Annotated in this window: 14 protein-coding genes; 7 read left to right on the top strand and 7 right to left on the bottom strand. The window is 70.7% G+C overall.

Translation table 11 applies throughout. The features are described 5' to 3' along the window. Positions 1–421: 421 nt before the first annotated feature. From ABZW18_RS02100 to ABZW18_RS02075, 6 genes are all read left to right on the top strand, one after another. Entirely contained in the window at positions 422–1,726 is a 1,305-nt protein-coding gene (locus ABZW18_RS02100; protein ID WP_356180739.1) for an extracellular solute-binding protein, read from the top strand. 298 nt (positions 1,727–2,024) lie between these two features. Continuing rightward, positions 2,025–2,906 carry a sugar ABC transporter permease gene (locus ABZW18_RS02095; RefSeq protein WP_356181075.1) on the top strand — a complete coding sequence of 294 codons (882 nt, stop codon included), beginning with the start codon at positions 2,025–2,027 and terminating at the stop codon, positions 2,904–2,906. After that, positions 2,903–3,763, top strand: coding sequence for a sugar ABC transporter permease (locus ABZW18_RS02090; protein WP_356180737.1), 861 nt, complete (start codon positions 2,903–2,905; stop codon positions 3,761–3,763). Before ABZW18_RS02095 ends, ABZW18_RS02090 begins: the two co-directional genes overlap by 4 nt. Positions 3,764–3,859: 96 nt before the next feature. Beyond that, the gene (locus ABZW18_RS02085) at positions 3,860–5,488 is read left to right on the top strand and encodes a glycoside hydrolase family 13 protein (RefSeq protein WP_356180734.1); all 1,629 of its coding nucleotides are present in this window, start codon (positions 3,860–3,862) and stop codon (positions 5,486–5,488) included. Between the two features lie 25 nt (positions 5,489–5,513). Next, a complete protein-coding gene (locus tag ABZW18_RS02080; protein WP_356180731.1) occupies positions 5,514–6,584 on the top strand; it encodes a LacI family DNA-binding transcriptional regulator in 1,071 nt (356 codons plus the stop codon). A 36-nt stretch (positions 6,585–6,620) separates the two neighbouring features. Then, positions 6,621–7,556 carry a phosphatase PAP2 family protein gene (locus ABZW18_RS02075; protein ID WP_356180728.1) on the top strand — a complete coding sequence of 312 codons (936 nt, stop codon included), beginning with the start codon at positions 6,621–6,623 and terminating at the stop codon, positions 7,554–7,556. 135 nt (positions 7,557–7,691) lie between these two features. Here ABZW18_RS02075 and ABZW18_RS02070 read toward each other — a convergent pair whose 3' ends face one another. The 4 genes from ABZW18_RS02070 to ABZW18_RS02055 all read right to left on the bottom strand — a co-directional run bounded on the left by ABZW18_RS02070 (position 7,692) and on the right by ABZW18_RS02055 (position 14,098). Beyond that, positions 7,692–10,748 carry a bifunctional [glutamine synthetase] adenylyltransferase/[glutamine synthetase]-adenylyl-L-tyrosine phosphorylase gene (locus ABZW18_RS02070; protein WP_356180725.1) on the bottom strand — a complete coding sequence of 1,019 codons (3,057 nt, stop codon included), beginning with the start codon at positions 10,746–10,748 and terminating at the stop codon, positions 7,692–7,694. A gap of 136 nt (positions 10,749–10,884) precedes the next feature. Then, positions 10,885–12,246, bottom strand: coding sequence for a type I glutamate--ammonia ligase (gene glnA / locus ABZW18_RS02065; RefSeq protein WP_356180722.1), 1,362 nt, complete (start codon positions 12,244–12,246; stop codon positions 10,885–10,887). A gap of 137 nt (positions 12,247–12,383) precedes the next feature. After that, positions 12,384–13,307 carry an alpha/beta hydrolase gene (locus tag ABZW18_RS02060; protein ID WP_356181072.1) on the bottom strand — a complete coding sequence of 308 codons (924 nt, stop codon included), beginning with the start codon at positions 13,305–13,307 and terminating at the stop codon, positions 12,384–12,386. A 32-nt stretch (positions 13,308–13,339) separates the two neighbouring features. Further along, positions 13,340–14,098, bottom strand: a complete 759-nt coding sequence (locus tag ABZW18_RS02055; RefSeq protein WP_356180719.1) for a DUF998 domain-containing protein — start codon at positions 14,096–14,098, stop codon at positions 13,340–13,342. Positions 14,099–14,322: 224 nt separating this feature from the next. On the opposite strand from ABZW18_RS02055, the gene ABZW18_RS02050 reads away from it, so the two are divergent. Continuing rightward, the gene (locus ABZW18_RS02050; protein ID WP_356180716.1) at positions 14,323–16,074 is read left to right on the top strand and encodes an NAD+ synthase; all 1,752 of its coding nucleotides are present in this window, start codon (positions 14,323–14,325) and stop codon (positions 16,072–16,074) included. 193 nt (positions 16,075–16,267) lie between these two features. Here the strand turns inward: ABZW18_RS02050 and ABZW18_RS02045 are convergent, their stop codons facing one another. The 3 genes from ABZW18_RS02045 to ABZW18_RS02035 all read right to left on the bottom strand — a co-directional run bounded on the left by ABZW18_RS02045 (position 16,268) and on the right by ABZW18_RS02035 (position 19,807). Beyond that, entirely contained in the window at positions 16,268–17,332 is a 1,065-nt protein-coding gene (locus ABZW18_RS02045) for an endonuclease/exonuclease/phosphatase family protein (protein ID WP_356180713.1), read from the bottom strand. A 220-nt stretch (positions 17,333–17,552) separates the two neighbouring features. Beyond that, complete coding sequence (locus ABZW18_RS02040) at positions 17,553–18,179, bottom strand: TetR/AcrR family transcriptional regulator (protein WP_356180710.1); 627 nt, start codon at positions 18,177–18,179, stop codon at positions 17,553–17,555. After that, a complete protein-coding gene (locus ABZW18_RS02035; RefSeq protein ID WP_356180707.1) occupies positions 18,176–19,807 on the bottom strand; it encodes an MFS transporter in 1,632 nt (543 codons plus the stop codon). The genes ABZW18_RS02040 and ABZW18_RS02035 overlap by 4 nt, the downstream gene beginning before the upstream one ends. Positions 19,808–19,892 lie beyond the last annotated feature (85 nt).

The following is a 19,892-nucleotide window of genomic DNA, read 5'->3' as shown; positions in this document are numbered from 1 at the left end:
CCGGTCCACCGACCGGTTCACCGACCGGTTCACCGAGTGCTCCGCGGAGCGGTCCGCCGGGTGATCTGCTGAGTCGTCTGCTGGCCATGGATCCTCCTCCACAGGGAGGTGCGGGTGACGGAGCAGCCTCGTGGCAACGCGCCATGCCCGTAAGGCCATTGATGATGGTTCTTGCAGCAAGAAATCAGCCACTTGCCGCGACCGAGACCGTACGAGCCTGAACGACCACGGTCAACCCCCAGGACACGGAGAGGTCACAGCCCGGAAACCCGGCTGTTTTCTTTCTGCAAGGTCTTTCGCAAGGGATTGCAACCCTGTTACTTTCCTCCCCAGCCCGGGCCGCCAGGGACGGCGGCACCCGAGGTCCTTTCAGGCAGTTCCCTGCCGAGGACGACCGGGCCACTTCTATGAGGAGATCAATATGCGTCGAGGCATATCGGTCGCCGCCGTGGCCGGCGTGCTGGCTCTGACGGCGACTGCCTGCGGTGGCGACAGCGGAGGCAGCGGGGGCGACGGCTCGAAGGCCGCCAAGGACCCGGGCAGTGTCTCCGGCACCGTGACCTGGTGGGACACCTCCAACGAGGCCGAGGGCCCGGCGTACAAGAAGCTGGTGAAGGACTTCGAGGCGAAGTACCCGAAGATCAAGGTCAAGCAGGTGCCGGTGTCCTTCGACGCCGCCGAGCAGAAGTTCAAGACCGCCGCCCAGTCGGGCAAGGGCGCACCCGATGTGATGCGTACGGACGTCGGCTGGACCGCGGGCTTCGCCAACCTGGGTTACCTCCAGCCGCTGGACGGCACCGCGGCCCTGGAGAACAAGGACGACTTCCTGCCGGGCCCGCTGTCCACGGCGAAGTACAAGGGCCAGACGGTCGGCGTCCCGCAGGTCACCGACACCCTGGGCCTCCTGTACAACAAGGAGCTCTTCAAGAAGGCCGGCATCGAGAAGGCCCCGGCCACCTGGGACGAGTTCATCGAGACCGCCGAGAAGATCAAGAAGAAGACCGGCGTCGCGGGCACCCAGCTCAACCCCGAGGGCTACTTCTCCCTGCCGTTCCTCTACGGCGAGGGCGGCGACATGCTCGATGTCAAGGGCAAGAAGATCACCGTGAATTCGCCGGAGGCCGTCAAGGGCATGCGGACCGCGCTGAAGATGGTGAAGTCGGGTGTCTCCCTGAAGCCCGCCACCACCGACGGCTACGTCAACATGCAGACGGCCTTCAAGGACGGCAAGGTCGCCATGGTGATCAACGGCCCCTGGTCGACCGCCGACGACTACACCGGCAAGGCCTTCAAGGACAAGAAGAACCTGGGCATCGCCTCCGTCCCCGCGGGCACCACCGGCAAGGGCGCGGCCCCCATCGGCGGCCACAACTACACCGTCTACCGCGGCTCGAAGAACCTCGACGCCTCCTACCTCTTCGTGAAGTTCATGACCTCCCGGAAGAGCCAGGAGTACACCGCCACCGAGCTCGGCACCCTGCCGACCCGCAAGTCGGCGTACACCGAGGACGTGACGGCCGACCCGGTCAAGAAGGCCTTCCAGGACGCGCTGGCCACCTCCAAGGCCCGCCCCGCCATCCCCGGCGTCGGTGACCTCTTCGTCGCCTTCGACCAGCACTACGTGAAGATCCTGCGCGGCCAGGCCACCCCGAAGGCCGGGCTCGACGCCCTCGCCGACGAGTGGAAGTCCAAGCTGATCAAGGACTACGAGATCGCCGGGCGGTAACCGAACCCCTCTCCCGGCGTGACCGCTGGGAGAGGTCCCGGCTCGGCCGGCCGAGGGTCCGCCCCGCCCCGCGCGGGGCGGACCCACGCGCCCGGCCGGCCGAGCCGGTCCCCGCCGCGGGCCCGACCCCTTCCTTCTCGCACGATCCGCAGAAAGCCGTGGAGCCATGACCACAGCCGTCACCCAGCCCGGGAGCGTGACCAGCGCCGGGAGTTCCGGAGGTACGGGCGAGCCCCCGCGCCCCGGACTGCTCACCCGGGCCCGGCGCTCGTTCAACACCCATTGGTACGCCTGGGCGATGGTGCTGCCCGTCGTCGTGGTGCTGGCCGTGCTCGTCGGCTATCCCCTCGGCCGCGGCATCTACCTCTCCTTCACCGATGCCAACGAGGCCAACATCGGCCGCACCATCGGCAACTTCGAGGTCCCGGCGAGCTATACGTTCGTGGGCCTGGACAACTACTGGAACATCCTCTCCGGCAAGGAGGGTTCGTTCTACCCGCGGCTGTCATGGACCGTGATCTGGACCGCGAGCTGCGTGTTCCTGCACTACACGATCGGCCTCGGCCTGGCGATGCTGCTCAACCGCCCGGTCAAGGGCCGCGCCCTCTACCGGGTGCTGCTGATCCTGCCCTGGGCGGTCCCGGCCTTCGTCGCCGCCTTCGCCTGGAAGCTGATGTACAACAGCCAGAACGGTGTCTTCAACGCGCTGCTCGGCAAGATCGGTGTCGCCCCCGTCGACTGGCTCGGCGACCCGTTCATCCAGAAGATCTCGGTCGTCATGGTCAACACCTGGCTCGGGGTGCCGTTCATGATGGTCGCGATCCTCGGCGGCCTGCAGTCGATACCCCGCGAGCTCCACGAGGCGGCCGAGATGGACGGCGCCTCGCCCTGGCAGCGGTTCCGCAATGTCACCCTGCCCGGCCTGCGCCCGGTCAGCAGCACCGTCATCCTGCTCGGCATCATCTGGACCTTCAACATGTTCCCGATCATCTACCTGGTGATCGGCCAGGCCGGCGGTACCGAGAGCGAGATCCTCGTGACCTACGCCTACCGGCTCGCCTTCCAGGGCGTACGGGACTACGCCGGCTCGGCCTCGTACGGGATCGTCATCCTCTCCCTGCTGCTGGTCTTCTCCGTCTTCTACCGCAAGATGCTGACCCGTCAGGAGACTGCCCGATGAGCAGCACCAGCACTGCCGTACGCGTCCGCAAGCGCGGGGAGCGGTCCAGGGGTTCCTCGGCCGCGCTGCACACCACGCTCGTACTCGCCTCCCTCGTCGCGCTCTTCCCGGTCGTCTTCATCGTGCTGGTCTCGCTGCGCGGCGAGAACGGCTGGACGCACCCCACCGAGATGTCCGGCTTCTCGCTCGCCAACTACGCCAAGGTGCTGGGCGACACCGAGTTCCTGACCTGGTTCGGGAACTCGATGATCATCGCGGGCGGCACCACGCTCGTCGGCGTCACGATCTCGGCCAGCGCCGGATACGCCGTCTCCCGGATGCGCTTCCCCGGCCACTCCTCGCTGATGTGGTCCTTCCTGCTGTTCCAGATGTTCCCGGTCGCGGTGCTGATCGTGCCGCTCTACAACATCCTCGGGAAGATGGGCCTGCTGGACAGCTACGGCGGTCTGATCCTCACCTACTGCTCGGTGTCCGTGCCCTTCTGCGCCTGGATGCTCAAGGGCTACTTCGACACCGTGCCCGCCGAGATCGACGAGTCGGGCCGGGTCGACGGGCTCACCCCGTTCGGCACTTTCTGGCGGCTGATCGTCCCGCTCGCCCGGCCGGGCCTGGCCGTCACCGCCTTCTACACCTTCATCACGGCGTGGAGCGAAGTCGCCTTCGCCACCCAGTTCCTGTCCAGCGAGGAGAACTACACCCTCGCGGTCGGACTGCAGACCTTCATCGGCCCGCACCGGGCCGAGTGGGGTCTGATGACGGCCGCCTCGGTGCTCATCACCGTCCCCGCCGGGCTGATGTTCTTCCTCGCCCAGAAGCATCTGGTCGCCGGTCTGACCGCGGGCGGCACCAAGGGTTGATCTCCGTATCCCGGTCACGCACGGCGCGTTGACCCCGTTAGCCAAGCCTTCGCTCCTGAAGCCCTCTCGATGGGCCTACCCGTAGGGAAACGCACCATGACCCAGGACCTCGCCCCGTCCGTCCGCGCGCAGGCCGCCGAGCAGCCGGACGCGGCCTGGTGGCGCAGCGCCGTCATCTACCAGGTGTACGTGCGCTCGTTCGCGGACAGCGACGGCGACGGCATCGGCGATCTGCGCGGGATCCGCGAACGGCTGCCGCACCTCGCCGACCTGGGCGTGGACGCCGTCTGGCTCACGCCCTTCTACGCCTCGCCGCAGGCCGACGGCGGGTACGACGTCGCCGACTACCGGGCCGTGGACCCGCTGTTCGGCGATCTGCCGGACGCCGACGACCTGGTGCGCAGGGCCCATGAGCTCGACCTCAAGGTGATCGTGGACATCGTCCCGAACCACACCTCCGACCAGCACCTGTGGTTCCGGGCCGCGCTCGCGGAGGGGGCGGGCGCGGCCTCCCGGAACCGCTACCACTTCCGGCCCGGCAAGGGCGTCGACGGCGAACTGCCGCCCAACGACTGGGAGTCGGTCTTCGGAGGCCCGGCGTGGACCCGTACGACCGACCCCGACGGCACCCCGGGCGAGTGGTACCTGCACCTCTTCGCCTCCGAGCAGCCGGACCTCAACTGGGACAACCCGGAGGTGCGCGAGGAGTTCGAGTCGATCCTGCGCTTCTGGCTGGACCTGGGCGTCGACGGCTTCCGCATCGATGTCGCGCACGGCATGGTCAAGGCCCCGGGGCTGCCGGACATCGGCGCCCGTGAGCAGGCCAAGATGATCGGCGCGCAGGTGCTGCCGTTCTTCGACCAGGACGGGGTGCACGAGATCCACCGCTCCTGGCGGCGGCTGCTGGACTCCTACGGCGGTGACCGGATCGGTGTCGCCGAGGCGTGGGCGCCGAGCGCCGAGCGGCTCGCGCTGTACGTACGGCCCGACGAGCTGCACCAGGCGTTCAACTTCCAGTTCCTCACCTGCGACTGGGACGCGACGGCGATGCGTACGGTGATCGACGACTCACTGGCCGCGAGCACCTCGGTCGGTGCTCCCACCACCTGGGTGCTCTCCAACCACGACGTCGTACGGCACACGACCCGCTACGGCGGCGGGGAGCGGGGCCTGCGCCGGGCCCGCTCGGCCGCGCTGCTGACGCTGGCGCTGCCCGGCTCAACGTATGTGTACCAGGGCGAGGAGCTGGGCCTGCCGGAGGTCGTCGATCTGCCCGACGAGGTGCGCCAGGACCCGGCCTTCTTCCGCGGCGACGGCCAGGACGGCACGCGCGACGGCTGCCGGGTGCCGATCCCGTGGTCGGGCGACCGGGCGCCGTACGGCTTCGGGCCGGGCGGCAGCTGGCTGCCGCAGCCCGCCGCCTGGCAGGAGTTGTCGGTCGAGGCGCAGTCCGGCGACCCGCGTTCCACGCTCGAGCTGTACCGCTCGGCGCTGGCCCTGCGCCGCGAACTGCCGGGGCTCGGTGACGGGCCGATGACCTGGCTGGACGCGCCCGAAGGGGTGCTCGCGGTGTCCCGTCCGGGGTTCGTGTGCACGCTCAACACCCTGGCCCGGGAGGTCGAACTCCCCGTACCGGGGCGGCCGGTGCTCTCCACCGCCGCCCTGCACTTCACCGGCGGAAGTGTCCACATTCCGGCGGACACCTGCGTCTGGTGGGCAGTCTGAGATGCGACCGGTACAGTCCAATCCTGTGACCGCGCGGCTTGCTGACATCGCATCCCAGGCGGGGGTCAGCGAAGCGACGGTCAGCCGGGTCCTCAACGGGAAGCCGGGCGTCGCCGCGTCCACCCGCCAGTCCGTACTGGCCGCGCTCGACATCCTCGGCTACGAGCGGCCGGTCCGGCTGCGGCAGCGCAGCGCGGGTCTGGTCGGGCTGATCACGCCGGAGTTGGAGAATCCGATCTTCCCGGCCTTCGCACAGGTCATCGGCCAGGCGCTTACCCGGCAGGGGTATACGCCGGTGCTCGCCACCCAGAGCCCGGGCGGCTCCACCGAGGACGAGCTGACCGAGATGCTGGTGGACCGGGGGGTCGCCGGGATCATCTTCATCTCCGGGCTGCACGCGGACACCTCCGCCGATATGCAGCGGTACGAACAGCTGCGTGGCCAGGGCGTCCCCTTCGTGCTCATCAACGGCTTCTCCTCCAAGGTGCAGGCGCCGTTCGTCTCGCCCGACGACCGGGCCGCGATACACCTCGCGGTCACCCATCTCGCGGCGCTCGGCCACGAGCGGATCGGGCTGGCACTGGGCCCGAAGCGGTTCGTACCGGTACAGCGGAAGATCGAGGGCTTTCTGCGCAGCATGGACGAGCTGCTGGGGCTGCCGGCGGAGGACGCCGAGTCGCTGGTGCAGCACTCGCTGTTCACGCTCGAGGGCGGCCAGGCCGCAGCGTCCGCGCTGATCGACCGGGGCTGCACGGCGATGGTGTGCGCGAGCGACATGATGGCGCTCGGCGCGATCCGGGCCGCCCGGCAGCACGGTCTCGAGGTGCCGCACGATGTGTCGGTGATCGGCTTCGACGACTCCCCGCTGATCGCGTTCACCGATCCGCCGCTGACCACGATCCGGCAGCCGGTGCACGCGATGGGGCAGGCGGCGGTGCGGGCGCTGCTGGAGGAGATAGGCGGTACCCCGGCCCCGCACAGCGAATTCGTCTTCCTGCCCGAGCTGGTGGTCCGCGGTTCTACGGCCGCCGGTCCCCAGGGACAACAGTCATTCCCGAGGCGTAGCGTGGGTGAAGAGGACCAGACCGGCGGATGATCTGCCGATGACAAGGATCTGGCAGACTGTCGCGCTATGGGTGAAGCGACTGTGAGGACTCTGGCAGGCCGTACGGCCACCCCGTCACCCATCGAGGAGCATGCGGACCGCCCGCAAGCCGAGCGCGCTTGGGTCGACCGCTTCCGCACCCCTCGCAGGCCCCGTCTGTGGTTCGAGATCCTGCTGATCGCGGTCAGTTACTGGACGTACTCGCTGATCCGTAACGCGGTGCCCGAACAGAAGTCGGAGGCGCTGCGCAACGCCGACTGGATCTGGCGCGTCGAGGAAGCCCTGGGCATCGCCGTGGAGAAGACGGTCAACCATGCCGTGAACTCCGCGGAATGGCTGATCGTGGGCATGAACTACTACTACGCGACGCTGCACTTCATCGTGACGATCGGCGTACTGGTGTGGCTCTACCGCCGGCATCCGGGGCGCTACGCAGCGACACGTCTCGTCCTCTTCGCCACCACGGGCGTCGCGCTGCTCGGCTACTACCTGTACCCGCTGGCGCCGCCGCGGCTGATGCCGCACCAGGGCTTCATCGACACGGTTCTGGTGCACGAGACGTGGGGTTCGATGGCCTCGGGCAACCTCGCCGCCGTCTCGAACCAGTACGCGGCGATGCCGTCGATGCATATCGGCTGGTCGGTGTGGTGCGGCATCGCGATCGCCATGCTGGCCCGCCCGATGTGGGCGAAGGTGCTCGGGCTGGCGTACCCGGCCCTCACCCTGGTCGTGATCGTCGCGACGGCGAACCACTTCTGGCTGGACGCGGTCGGTGGGCTGATGTGCCTGTCCTTCGGCTTCGCGCTGTCCTACGCGTGGTACGGCACGATGTGCTACTGGCTGCCCCGCAAGGTGGCCGTGAAGCAGGACATGCGGCCGGTGATGAGCCACACCCCGGCACAGCGCGAGGCCTCCGCCGCCGCGCTGCAGTACGACGACGTAGCTGCCCGTACGACCAGGTAGCCGCCGCGCGAACCGCCCCCGCCCCGCGCGGCCGGCCGGTCCTCACCGGGCGCCGCCCATAAAGCGGGCGTGGCCGGAGGCCCGTGGTTGCCCCCAGTGACCGGGAAGCTGCCGCCCCGCCCCGGCCGGAGGCCCTCACGCGCCGTAGAACAACTCCTCCACGACCGCCCGCGCACGCCGGGTGATACGCCGGTAGCCGTCGAGCATCTCCCCGCTGCCGCCGGTGTCCGGCTTCCGTCCGGCGTGGCCCGCGCCGTAGCCGAGATAGCGGCCCACCGCCGCCAGCTCCCGGCTGTCGGTCGGGAAGGTGTCTCCGGGCCGCCCGCGGACCAGCATCACCGCGTTGCGTACCCGGGTGGCCAGCACCCACGCCTCGTCGAGGATCTCCGCGTACTCGGTGCTGATCAGCTCCGCGGCGTGGGCGGCGTGCAGCGCCTCCCGGGTACGGGTCGTCCGCAGGCCCGGCTCGGCCCAGCCGTGCTGCATCTGCAGCAGCTGCACCGTCCACTCGACATCGGACAGCCCGCCGCGGCCCAGCTTCGTATGCGTGGTGCGGTCGGCGCCGCGCGGCAGCCGCTCGGACTCCATCCGGGCCTTGAGCCGCCGGATCTCCCGAACGGCGTCATCGCCCAGCCCCTCGGCCGGGTAGCGCAGCGGATCGATCAGCTCGATGAACCGCTCCCCCAGATCCGCGTCGCCCGCGACCGGCTCGGCGCGCAGCAGCGCCTGGCTCTCCCAGACCAGCGACCAGCGCCGGTAGTAGGCGGCGTACGAGGTGAGGGTGCGCACCAGCGGGCCGCTCTTGCCCTCGGGGCGCAGATCGGCGTCGATCAGCAGCGGCGGGTCGACGGTGGGCAGCTGGAGCAGCCTGCGCATCTCGTTCGCCACGGCGAAAGCGGCCTTGGCGGCCTCCTGGTCGTCCACGCCCTCGCGCGGCTCGTGCACGAACAACACATCGGCGTCGGAGCCGTAGCTCAGCTCATGGCCGCCGAAGCGGCCCATGCCGATCACGGCGAAGCGGACCGGGAGCTCGTCACCCCACCGGTCGCGCACGGCGGCCCGCAGCGCCCCCGCGATCGTCGCGGCGTTGATGTCGGAGACCGCGCCGCCCACCAGGTCGACGGCGCGCCCGTGGTCCTCCTCCGCGGGGGTCCCCTCGGTGCCGTACGCGGCGATGAGGTCGGTCGCGGCGGTACGGAACAGCTCCCGGCGCCGCACCCCGCGGGCCGCGGCGACCGCCTGCTCGGCCCCGGCCGCCCGGCTCACCGCAGCGAGGATCTCCTGCTCCAGGTGGGCCCGGTCGCGCGGCTTCAGGCCCTCCGGGTGGCCCAGCAGGGCGACGGCCTCGGGGGCGCGCAGCAGCAGGTCGGGGGCGAGCCGGCCGGCGGACAGCACCCTCGCCAGGTTCTCCGCGGCGGCGCCCTCGTCCCTCAGCAGCCGCAGATACCAGGGGGTCTTGCCCAACGCGTCCGACACCTTCCGGAAGTTGAGCAGCCCGGCATCCGGGTCGGCGGAGTCGGCGAACCAGCCGAGCAGTACGGGCAGCAGGGTGCGCTGGATCGCGGCCTTGCGGGTGACCCCCGAGGCCAGGGCCTCCAAGTGCCGCAGCGCGGCGGCCGGGTCGGCGTAACCGAGCGCTTCGAGGCGCTGGCGCGCGGCCTTGGTGCTGAGCCGGGTCTCCCCGGATTCCAGCTGGGCCACGGCGTCCAGCAGCGGCCGGTAGAACAGCTTCTCGTGCAGCCGCCGCACCTCGCGCGCGTGCCGCTTCCACTCCCTGCGCAGCGTGGTCACCGGCTCCGTACGGAAGCCGAGCGAGCGGCCGAGGCGGCGCAGATCGCTCTCGCCCTCGGGGACCAGATGGGTGCGGCGCAGCTTGTACAGCTGGATGCGGTGCTCCATCGAGCGCAGAAAGCGGTAGGCCCGGTCCAGCGAGGCCGCGTCGGCCCGTCCGACGTAGCCGCCCGCGGCGAGCGAGGCCAGCGCGTCCAGGGTGGTGACGCTGCGCAGCGTCGCGTCGGAGCGGCCGTGCACCAGCTGGAGAAGCTGTACGGCGAACTCCACGTCCCGGAGCCCGCCGGGGCCGAGCTTGAGCTCCCGCTCGAGCTGGGCGACGGGGATGTTGTCGATGACGCGGCGGCGCATCTGCTGTACGTCGGGGACGAAGTTCTCGCGCTCGGCGGCCTGCCAGACGAGGGGGGAGACCGCGTCCACGTACTCCTGGCCGAGGGCGAGGTCGCCGGCCACCGGCCGGGCCTTGAGCAGTGCCTGGAACTCCCAGGTCTTGGCCCACCGCTGGTAGTAGGCGAGATGGCTGGAGAGCGTCCGTACCAGTGGGCCGTGGCGTCCCTCGGGGCGCAGATTGGCGTCCACCGGCCAGATGGTGCCCTCGGCCGTGATGTCGGAGCAGATCCGCATCAGATGCGAGGCGAGCCGGGTCGCGGCCTGCATGGCCTTGGACTCGTCGGCTCCGTTCACCGGCTCGGCGACGAAGATCACGTCCACGTCGGAGACGTAGTTCAGCTCATGGCCGCCGCACTTGCCCATGGCGATCACCGCGAGCCGGCAGACCACGGTGTCGTCGGGCGCCCGGCGCTCGGCCATGGCGAGGGCGGCGCGCAGCGTGGCGGTGGCCAGATCGGCGAGCTCGGCGGCGCTGTCCGCGACGTCGATGGTGCCGCAGACGTCGCGGGCGGCGATGGTGAGCAGGCAGCGGCGGTACCCCGCGCGCAGCTCGTCGGGGTGCCCGACATCGGTGAAGCAGCGCTCGAACTCCTCGACGCCCGGGTGCAGATCGGCGGATTCGTAGGTCATCAGAACCTGCCAGTCCAGCGGATGCCGCGAGAGGTGGTCGCCCAGCGCCTCGGACGCGCCGAGCACCCCCAGCAGCCGGTCGCGCAGCGGCTTGGCGGCGACGAGGGTGTCGAGCAGGGTCTGGGCCTCGGACCGCCCGGCCTCCCCCGACGCCGCCCCCACCTCGTCGCGCAACGTCAGTGCCTCCACGAGGCGGACCAGGCCCATCAGCGCGAGGTCGGGGTCCGCCGTCGCGCCGAGCGCGGCGAGCAGCACGGGATCGTGGCGGACGGCGGAGAACTCCGGGGCGTCGAGCAGCTGGGCCGCGGCGGAGGGGTCGGTGAAACCGTGCCGGAGCAACCGGGTGAAGGTGCTGCTCCGGCGTCCGTGCGGTAGAGACATACCGCCGCCTCCCTCCGGTGGAGCCGTGCTCCGTCAGCCTGCGAGGCCTCATTCGATCAAGGACCGGGGACGAGCCTGACCGCTGCGCCCGGGGGCGTGCCGCTGCGTGCGCAGCGGCTGCCCCCGGAGCGGGCGTTCAGAGAACCGGGAGGCTTTTGCGCAGCTCGAAGGCGGTGACCTCGGAGCGGTACTCCTCCCACTCCTGCTTCTTGTTGCGCAGGAAGAAGTCGAAGACGTGCTCGCCGAGCGTCTCGGCGACCAGCTCGCTGCGCTCCATGAGCGTGATGGCCTCGCCCAGGTTCTGCGGCAGCGGCTCGATGCCCATCGCGCGCCGTTCCGCGTCGGTCAGCGCCCACACGTCGTCGTCGGCGCCGGGCGGCAGCTCGTAGCCCTGCTCGATGCCCTTGAGCCCGGCGGCGAGCAGTACGGAGTACGCGAGATACGGGTTGGCGCCGGAGTCGAGGGAGCGGACCTCGACGCGCGTCGACACGGTCTTGCCGGGCTTGTACATCGGCACCCGGATCAGCGCGGAGCGGTTGTTGTGGCCCCAGCAGATGTACGAGGGGGCCTCGCCGCCCGCGCCGGCCGTACGCTGCGAGCCGCCCCAGATCCGCTTGTAGGAGTTCACCCACTGGTTGGTCACGGCGGCGATCTCGGCCGCGTGCCGGAGCAGGCCCGCGATGAAGGACCGGCCGACCTTGGAGAGCTGGTACTCGGAGCCGGACTCGTGGAAGGCGTTGCGGTCGCCCTCGAACAGCGACAGGTGGGTGTGCATGCCGGAGCCCGGGAACTCCGAGAACGGCTTGGGCATGAAGGTCGCCTGCACGCCCTGCTCCAGCGCGACCTGCTTCATGATCAGCCGGAAGGTCATGATGTTGTCGGCGGTCGACAGCGCGTCCGCGTACCGCAGGTCGATCTCCTGCTGGCCCGGGGCGCCCTCGTGGTGCGAGAACTCCACCGAGATGCCCATGGACTCGAGCATCGTGATCGCCTGACGGCGGAAGTCCATGCCGACGTTCTGCGGAGTGTGGTCGAAGTAGCCGGAGGAGTCCGCGGGGACCGGCCGGGTACCGTCCACCGGCTTGTCCTTGAGCAGGAAGAACTCGATCTCGGGGTGGGTGTAGAAGGTGAACCCGAGGTCGGAGGTCCTGGCGAGGATGCGCTTGAGGACATAGCGCGGGTCGGCGTACGACGGGGAGCCGTCGGGCATCATGATGTCGCAGAACATCCGGGCCGTACCGGGGGCCTCGGCGCGCCACGGCAGGATCTGGAAGGTGGCCGGGTCCGGCTTGGCGATCATGTCGGACTCATACACCCGGGCGAAGCCCTCGATCGCGGAGCCGTCGAAGCCGATGCCTTCGTCGAATGCCTGCTCGAGCTCGGCGGGGGCAACTGCGACCGACTTGAGGAAGCCGAGCACATCGGTGAACCACAGGCGCACGAAGCGGATGTCGCGCTCTTCGAGCGTGCGGAGCACGAACTCCTGCTGCTTATCCATGTTCTCTATCCTCGCAGGTCAGACTGCATGCTCGGGGGCTTGTGGGCGGGGTGGGCCCTCCCAGTATCACGTGACGGGGTTTCGCCCGCGTTTCGCTCCCGCCGTCTACCCTCGACTGCCCAGGCCCAGGCTAGGTCCTAGGGGCCTTCCTGGCCCAGGCGGGGGCTGCTGCGGAGCACCGCTCGGGCGACGGCCGCCGGGTCGTCGCACATCACCAGATGGCCCGCCGGAGCGGAGATCCGGAACTCGGCACCGCCGAGTTCCGCGGCGAGACGCCGCTGCCGCTCGAGCCAGCGCAGCCCGCGGGGCGACTCGCTCGCGTCGTACGCCGCGAGGACGGTGACCGGCACGCGGGGCAGCGGATACCGGATACGCAGGGCGGCCAGCTCCGCCGCCACGTCCCCGTACGTCGCGTCCTCCATCAGGACGGCGCGCAGCACGCGGCTGGTGCGGTAGCTGCGGCGTACGAGTTCCTCGGGTGCCGGGTCGCGGTGCCGGACGGTGGTGGTGCGGACGATGAGCCGCCGGGTGGTTCTGCCCAGGGCTCTGGGCAGGCCGGCCGTTCCGAGGGCCGCTCCGAGCAGCCGAGCGGCGGCGATCCGCAGCGCGGGCGCGCGCGGGGGCCGGGCGTCCTCCTCGACGCTGCCGTCCACGAGCACGAGGCCTGCCGTACGGGCGGGGTACAGGCGGGCGAACGCCTCCGCGTGGAATCCGGCGAGGGAGTGGCCGACGACGGTGCAGGGGGTGGTGAGGCCGAGCGCGTCGAGTACGCGCCGGATGCGGTCGGCCTCGCCGACGGCGGTGGGCGGCTGCGGGTCCGGGGCGCTGAAACCGAGGCCCGGGCGGTCGAAGCGGACGACGGTGCGGTGCGGGGCGAGCAGCGGGACCACCGGATCCCAGTCGAACCAGCTGCTGCCGAGGCCGCCGCTGAGTACGCAGACCGGGCCGGCGCCCTCGCGCAGCACATGGGTGGGCACCGAGCCGATGCGGATGATGCGGCCGGGTGTGGATGCCGTACCGGATCCAGGGGTCGTACGGGTCCTGCGGCCCCTGCGGTTCATGCGCTTCATGCGGTTCGTCGGCTTCATGGGGCTCATCCGGGTTGCTCCTGCTGGGCCAGCGCGTAGGCCAGGACGGCGATCCAGACCGCGATGAGCAGGACTTGCAGCCGCTGGCCCGCACCCAGCGCCCAGGTGCCCTTGCCCGCCTCGAAAGCGGCCACCGAGGCCAGCGTCCAGACGGTGGCGGCCAGTTCGGCGACGACGAGCGCAGGACCGAACGCGGCGAGGGGCGGCCACCAGCCGTAGCGGCGGGCGGCGACGGTCAGCGCGACGATGGCCACCAGCGCACCGGCGATGGCGAGGGCGCTGGTGACGGCGTGCGCCGTATGCGTGGCGGGCACCAGTCCGGCGGTCTCCCGGGCGGCGCACACCGGGTCGTCGGTCGGTGCGCAGCTCAGGGGAAGCCGTGAGTCGACGGCGGTGGCGGCACCGAAGAGGGCGAGGGCGGCCCAGCCGGTGGTGGCCCACGGGTGCCGGCGGGGCCGGTCATGTCGGAGCCCGAGCCCGTCCTGGCGGAGCCCGAGCCCGTTCTGACGGAGCCGGTCCTGACGGAGCCGGAACAAGGCGAGCAGGGCGCCGGCGAGAGCCAGCAGACCGGCGACCAGATCGGTGGCCCGGAAGAGGCCGCCGAGCGGCTGGTCGGTGGCGGCCAGCTCGCTGACGTAGGCCTCTATCGGGTCGAGGCCGGTGGCGACCAGGACCTCCACCGCCCAGGCGGTATAGGCGGCCGCGCCGAGCGCGAGGAGAACGGCGATGCGCCGCGGGGCACCGGGCATAGTGGACGCGGACATAGTGGGCGCCATGCTAACCGGGCGCAGTCGCCCCGGCGCCGCCCGGGGACCGTAGCTCATCCACGTCACCCGGGCACCGGGACCGAGGCCGGGCACCCTGCGCACCCGGCCGAGCTCCGGGCGTCACGGACCAGTCCGGCACCCGCTGCGCACGGGCTGCCGGGCTGCCGGGCAGGCGCCGCCCCCACAGGGCATCGCGTCAGAGAGACGATTACACTGGGCCCGTGCCTCAACTTCGCCTCGCCCTGAATCAGATCGACTCGACGGTCGGCGATCTCGCCGGGAACGCCGAGGCGATCGTCCACTGGACCCGGCACTCCGCCGAACAGGGAGCCCACCTCGTGGCGTTCCCCGAGATGGCGCTGACCGGCTATCCCGTCGAGGACCTGGCGCTGCGCTCCTCCTTCGTCGAGGCGTCCCGCGCCGCGCTGCGGACCCTGGCCGCCCGCCTCGGCGCCGAAGGCTTCGGCGAGCTCCCGGTGGTCGTCGGCTACCTCGACCGTTCCGAGAGGGCCCAGCCGCGCTACGGCCAGCCCGCCGGCGCCCCGCAGAACGCCGCGGCGGTCCTGCACCGGGGCGAGGTGGTCCTGACCTTCGCCAAGCACCACCTCCCCAACTACGGGGTCTTCGACGAGTTCCGCTACTTCGTGCCGGGCGACTCCATGCCCGTGGTCCGTGTGCACGGTGTCGACGTCGCCCTCGCCATCTGCGAGGACCTCTGGCAGGAGGGCGGCCGCGTCCCCGCTGCCCGCTCGGCGGGCGCCGGGCTGCTGCTCTCGATCAACGCGTCCCCGTACGAGCGCGAGAAGGACGACACCCGCCTCGAGCTGGTCCGCAAGCGCGCCCAGGAAGCCGGCTGCACCACCGCCTATCTGGCGATGATCGGCGGACAGGACGAGCTGGTCTTCGACGGCGACTCGATCGTCGTCGCGCCCGACGGCGAAGTGATCGCCCGCGCACCCCAGTTCGCCGAGGGCTGCGTATCGATCGACCTCGACCTCCCCGCCGCGGGCCCGGTGCCCGAGGGCACCGTGGACGACGGGCTCCGTATCGACCACGCCACCCTGTCCGCGGAGCCCCTCCCGCCGTACGAGCCGGAGCTCAGCGGCGGCTACGCGGCACGGCTCGACGACGCCGAGGAGATGTACTCCGCACTGGTCGTCGGCCTGCGGGCGTACGTCGCCAAGAACGGCTTCGACAGCGTCCTCATCGGCCTGTCCGGGGGAATCGATTCCGCACTCACCGCCGCGATCGCCTGCGACGCGCTGGGCGCGCAGCACGTCCACGGCGTCTCCATGCCGTCCCGCTACTCCTCGGACCACTCCAAGGACGATGCCGCCGAGCTGGCGCGCCGGACCGGGCTGAACTTCCGTACGGTCCCCATCGGCCCGATGTTCGACGCGTATATGGAATCCCTCGGCCTCATCGGCCTCGCGGAGGAGAACCTCCAGTCCCGGCTGCGCGGTACGACGCTGATGGCCATCTCCAACCAGGAGGGGCACATCGTCCTCGCGCCGGGCAACAAGTCCGAACTCGCTGTCGGTTACTCCACCCTCTACGGGGACTCGGTCGGTGCGTTCGGCCCCATCAAGGACGTCTACAAGACTGCCGTCTTCCGGCTCGCCACCTGGCGCAACCAGGACGCGAAGGACCGCGGCCTGACCCCGCCCATCCCGGAGAGCTCCATCACCAAGCCGCCGAGCGCCGAACTGCGCCCCGGCCAGGTCGACACGGACTCGCTCCCCGACTACGAGGTGCTCGACGCGATCCTGGCCCTGTACGTCGACCGGGACCAGGGGCGCGACGCGATCGTGGCCGCGGGGTACGACGACGAGCTGGTGACCCGCATCCTGCTCCTCGTCGACCGGGCGGAGTACAAGCGGCGCCAGTACCCGCCGGGCACGAAGATCTCGGCGAAGGGCTTCGGCAAGGACCGCCGTCTCCCGATCACCAACCGCTGGCGCGAACACATCTGAGAGGTACGGGCCGGCGCCCGGCCGGGCACGGCCCACGCCCCGGACGGCCCGGTGTCCCTTCAGGGGCGGGCCGTACGGCGGGCCGTGCCCGGGGGCCTCGGAACCCCCTGAGGCATACATGATCCGAGGCGTCACCGCCGACGCCCGCTCACCGGCCGTGTTCACGCAGGCCGGAGCCTTGCCGCAGTTCGCCTCAGTTCTTCGGCCCGAGGTCGACCGAGGCGGCGACCGGCAGATGGTCGCTCCCGGTCCCGGGCAGCGTCCAGGACGACACCGGCTCCAGCCCCCGGACCATGATCTGGTCGATCCGCGCCATCGGGAACGCCGCCGGCCAGCTGAAGCCGAAGCCGTCGCCCGCCGCGCCCTGAGTGGACCGCATCTGGGAGGTGACGGGCGCCAGCGCCCGGTCGTTCATCGTCCCGTTGAGGTCGCCCAGCAGCACGACCTTGTCCAGCTTCTCGCCCGCGATGGCCTGCCCGAGCGCGTCCGCGCTGTCGTCCCGCTGCCCGGCGGTGAAGCCCGCGTTGAACTTCACCCGCACCGACGGCAGATGGGCGACGTACACCGCGACCGGCCCCTTCGGCGTCTCGACGGTGCTGCGCAGCGCCCGGGTCCAGCCCAGCTTGATGTCGACCGGACGGGTGTCGGCCAGCGGGTACTTGCTCCAGATCCCCACGGTGCCCTGCACGGAGTGGTACTTGTACGTGTCCGACATCGCCTTTTCGTACGTCGGTACGGCGGCGCCCGACACCTCCTCCAGAGCCACCACGTCCGCGCCGGAAGCGGCCACGTCGCCGGCCGTCCCCTCGGGGTCGGAGTTCTCGGCGTTGACGTTGTGGGTGGCCACGGTGAGTTCTCCGGCCGCCTCACCGGCCCTCCCGGTGACCAGCCCGCCGAAGAGGTTCAACCACACCACGGCCGGCAGCAGCAGCGCGATGAGCGCGGTCGCCGAGCGGCGCAGCAGAGCGCACAGGAGCAGTACCGGAATGCCGAGCCCCAGCCACGGCAGGAAGGTCTCCAGCAGACTGCCGAGGTTGCCCACGCTGTTGGGGACCTGCGAGTGGAAGGCCATCAGCCCGGCGAGCAGCAGGGCGCACAACGCGAGAAGGATCCCGCGCCGCCACATGCCCCGGCCGGCCCAGCCTCTGAACAGGCGCGACCGGCCGGACAGGCGCCGGGTGCGGGAGCCGTTCCACTCGGCGTCCGAGCGGCCGCGTCCCGTATCCGATTTGTACGCCTGCCTGTACGCCTGCGCCATATGCCGTTCCTCGCTGCCTCGCACGCTGCCCTCCGCCTACGCACCATAGGCGATGACCAGCAAAGTCACTCGCCGCCTCCGGGCGGCTGGTCTCCTATGGTGACGACTGCGGCAGGGACGGGGGTTCCTGTCCGCACCGGGACGCGGAGTCCTGTGACAGAACCTGGACAAACACATCCGGAATCTGACGGCACGTCATTCGTACCCGCCGGGCGCCGCGTCAGCCGCTGCCGGGCGCCGGCCGCACCCCTCGGAGAACCGTGTCGACGATCTGCTCCGCGAGGCCCTCGGGCAGCTCCTGCCACTCGTGCAGGAAGACCCGGGCGAGCATCGGCCCGACGAAGAGATCGGAGAGCAGTTCGATGTCCACGTCGTCGCGGACCTCACCGGAGGCCATCCCGCGCCGCAGCACCGCGTACACCGCTTCGCGCCGGGTCCGTACGACCGTCTCGTGGTACTCACGCCACAGCCTCGGATGCGACTTGACCTCGGCGACGACCGCGCGCAGCACGGCCGAGGAACGCTTGGCCAGCCCCTGCCGCCGCAGGAACTCCAGCGTGCCGACGAGGTCGTCGCGTACCGAGACCCCGGCGGTCTCGGGCATGTGCAGGTCGACCGAGCGCATGACGTCGAGCAGCAGGGCTTCCTTGCCGGGCCAGCGCCGGTAGACGGTGGCCTTGCCGACCCCGGCCTCACGGGCGATCCGCTCCATCGACAGCTCGCCGACGGTGCTGCCGTCCTCCAGGAGCCGGAGCACGGTCTCGATGATCGCGGTGTCCGCGGCGGCGTTCCGCGGCCGGCCGCGCCGCTCGGCGGGTGCGGTGCCGGTCCTGTCCGGGGAGGTCATCGGTCCGCCCCCGCGGTGTCGGCCCCCGTGGCGTCCGGCGCGGACTCCGTACGTGCGTCGTCGGCCTCCCCCGCACCGTCGTCCGCCGGCCTGCCCGGCAGGAAGAGCGCGACGACGACGGCCCCGATCAGGGCGACGGCGGACGCGCCGACGACGGTCACGTGCATGGCGTGGATGAACGCGTCGTCGGCCCGTTCCACCAGGTCCCGGCCCGCCGGTCCCATCCGCTCGGCGACCCCGATCGTGGCCTCGACGGACTCGCCGGCGGCGTGCCGTTCACCGGGCGGGAGCACCTTGAGGTCGTCCTCGATGCCCGCGCGGTAGCCGGCGGAGAGGACGGAGCCGAGGACCGCGACACCCAGCGCCCCGCCGACCTGCCGGAAGGTGTTGTTGAGCGCCGAACCGGAACCGGCTTTCTCCCGCGGCAGCGACTGCATGATCGAGGTCGTGACGGGCGGCATGGTGTGGGCCATCCCGGTGCCCTGGAGGAAGAACAACACCTCCAGAACCCAGATCGGGGTGTCCTGGTCGAGCAGCAGGAACCCGGCCAGCGTCCCCGAAATGAGCAGCATGCCTCCGGTGCACACCAGGCGGGCACCGAAGCGCTCGACGACGAGCCGGGCGCGCGGCGCGAAGACGATCTGGGTGACGGCGAGCGGCACGAGCAGCACCCCCGTCTGGAGCGGGGAGTAGCCGCGCACGCTCTGGGTGTAGAAGACCGTGAAGAAGGTCACACCCATGAGGGCGAAGAAGACCAGGGAGATGCAGGCGATGGCGGCCGAGAACGCGGGCTTGCGGAAGTAGCCGACGTCCACGGCCGGGTGTTCGATGCGCCTCTCGTAGAGCACGAAGCCGGCCAGTACGGCGAGCCCACCGCCTATCGGGCCCAGCACCTGCACGCTGGTGAAGTCGGCGAGCTGGCCGCCCTTGATGATCCCGTACACCAGCAGGAGGAGCCCGACGACGGACAGCAGTACGCCCCCCGGGTCGAGGCGCCCGGGAGCGGGGTCCTTGGAGTCGGGGACGAACAGCACCATGCCGATCAGCCCCGCGGCGACGATGGGGACGTTGACCAGGAAGACCGAGCCCCACCAGAAGTTCTCGAGGAGCAACCCGCCCGTGACCGGCCCGATCGCGATGGCGACGCCGACGCTGCCGGTCCAGATGCCGATCGCCCTGGGCTGCTCGTCGCGCTCGAAGACATTCATGAGAATCGCCAGCGTGGCGGGCATCACAAAGGCTCCGCCGAAGCCCATCAGCGCGCGGAAGGCGATGAGCTGGCCGGGAGAGTCGGAGACCGCCGCGAGTACCGACCCGATGCCGAAGAGGGCCATCCCGAAGAGCAGGACCTTCTTGCGGCCGAGCCGGTCGCCGAGCAGGCCCGCGGTGAAGAGAACGCCGGCGAAGACGAGCGTGTAGGAGTTGATCGCCCACTCCAGCTCGCTCTGGGTGGCGCCGAGCCCGCTGGGCGGGCTCGAGGCGATGGTCTTCATCGCCACGTTCAGGATCGAGTTGTCCAGCACCACGATGAGCAGGCTGGACATCAGGACGGTCAAGGTGAGCCAGCGGCGCCGGTGCACCGCCTCGGGAACGCTGCGAACGGCGGACTCGCCGCTGGGGGTCGCCATGCCACCAGCCTAACCTATTTCGATACGATCCCGTTCCGTATCTGAATAAGTATGCGCCGTGTCCCTTCCTCTTTCCCCCGGGGGC

The sequence above is a fragment of the Streptomyces sp. NPDC004647 genome (genome assembly GCF_040609575.1).
In the GTDB taxonomy this organism is placed as follows: domain Bacteria; phylum Actinomycetota; class Actinomycetes; order Streptomycetales; family Streptomycetaceae; genus Streptomyces.
This window is presented reverse-complemented; position numbering and strand designations above follow the sequence as displayed.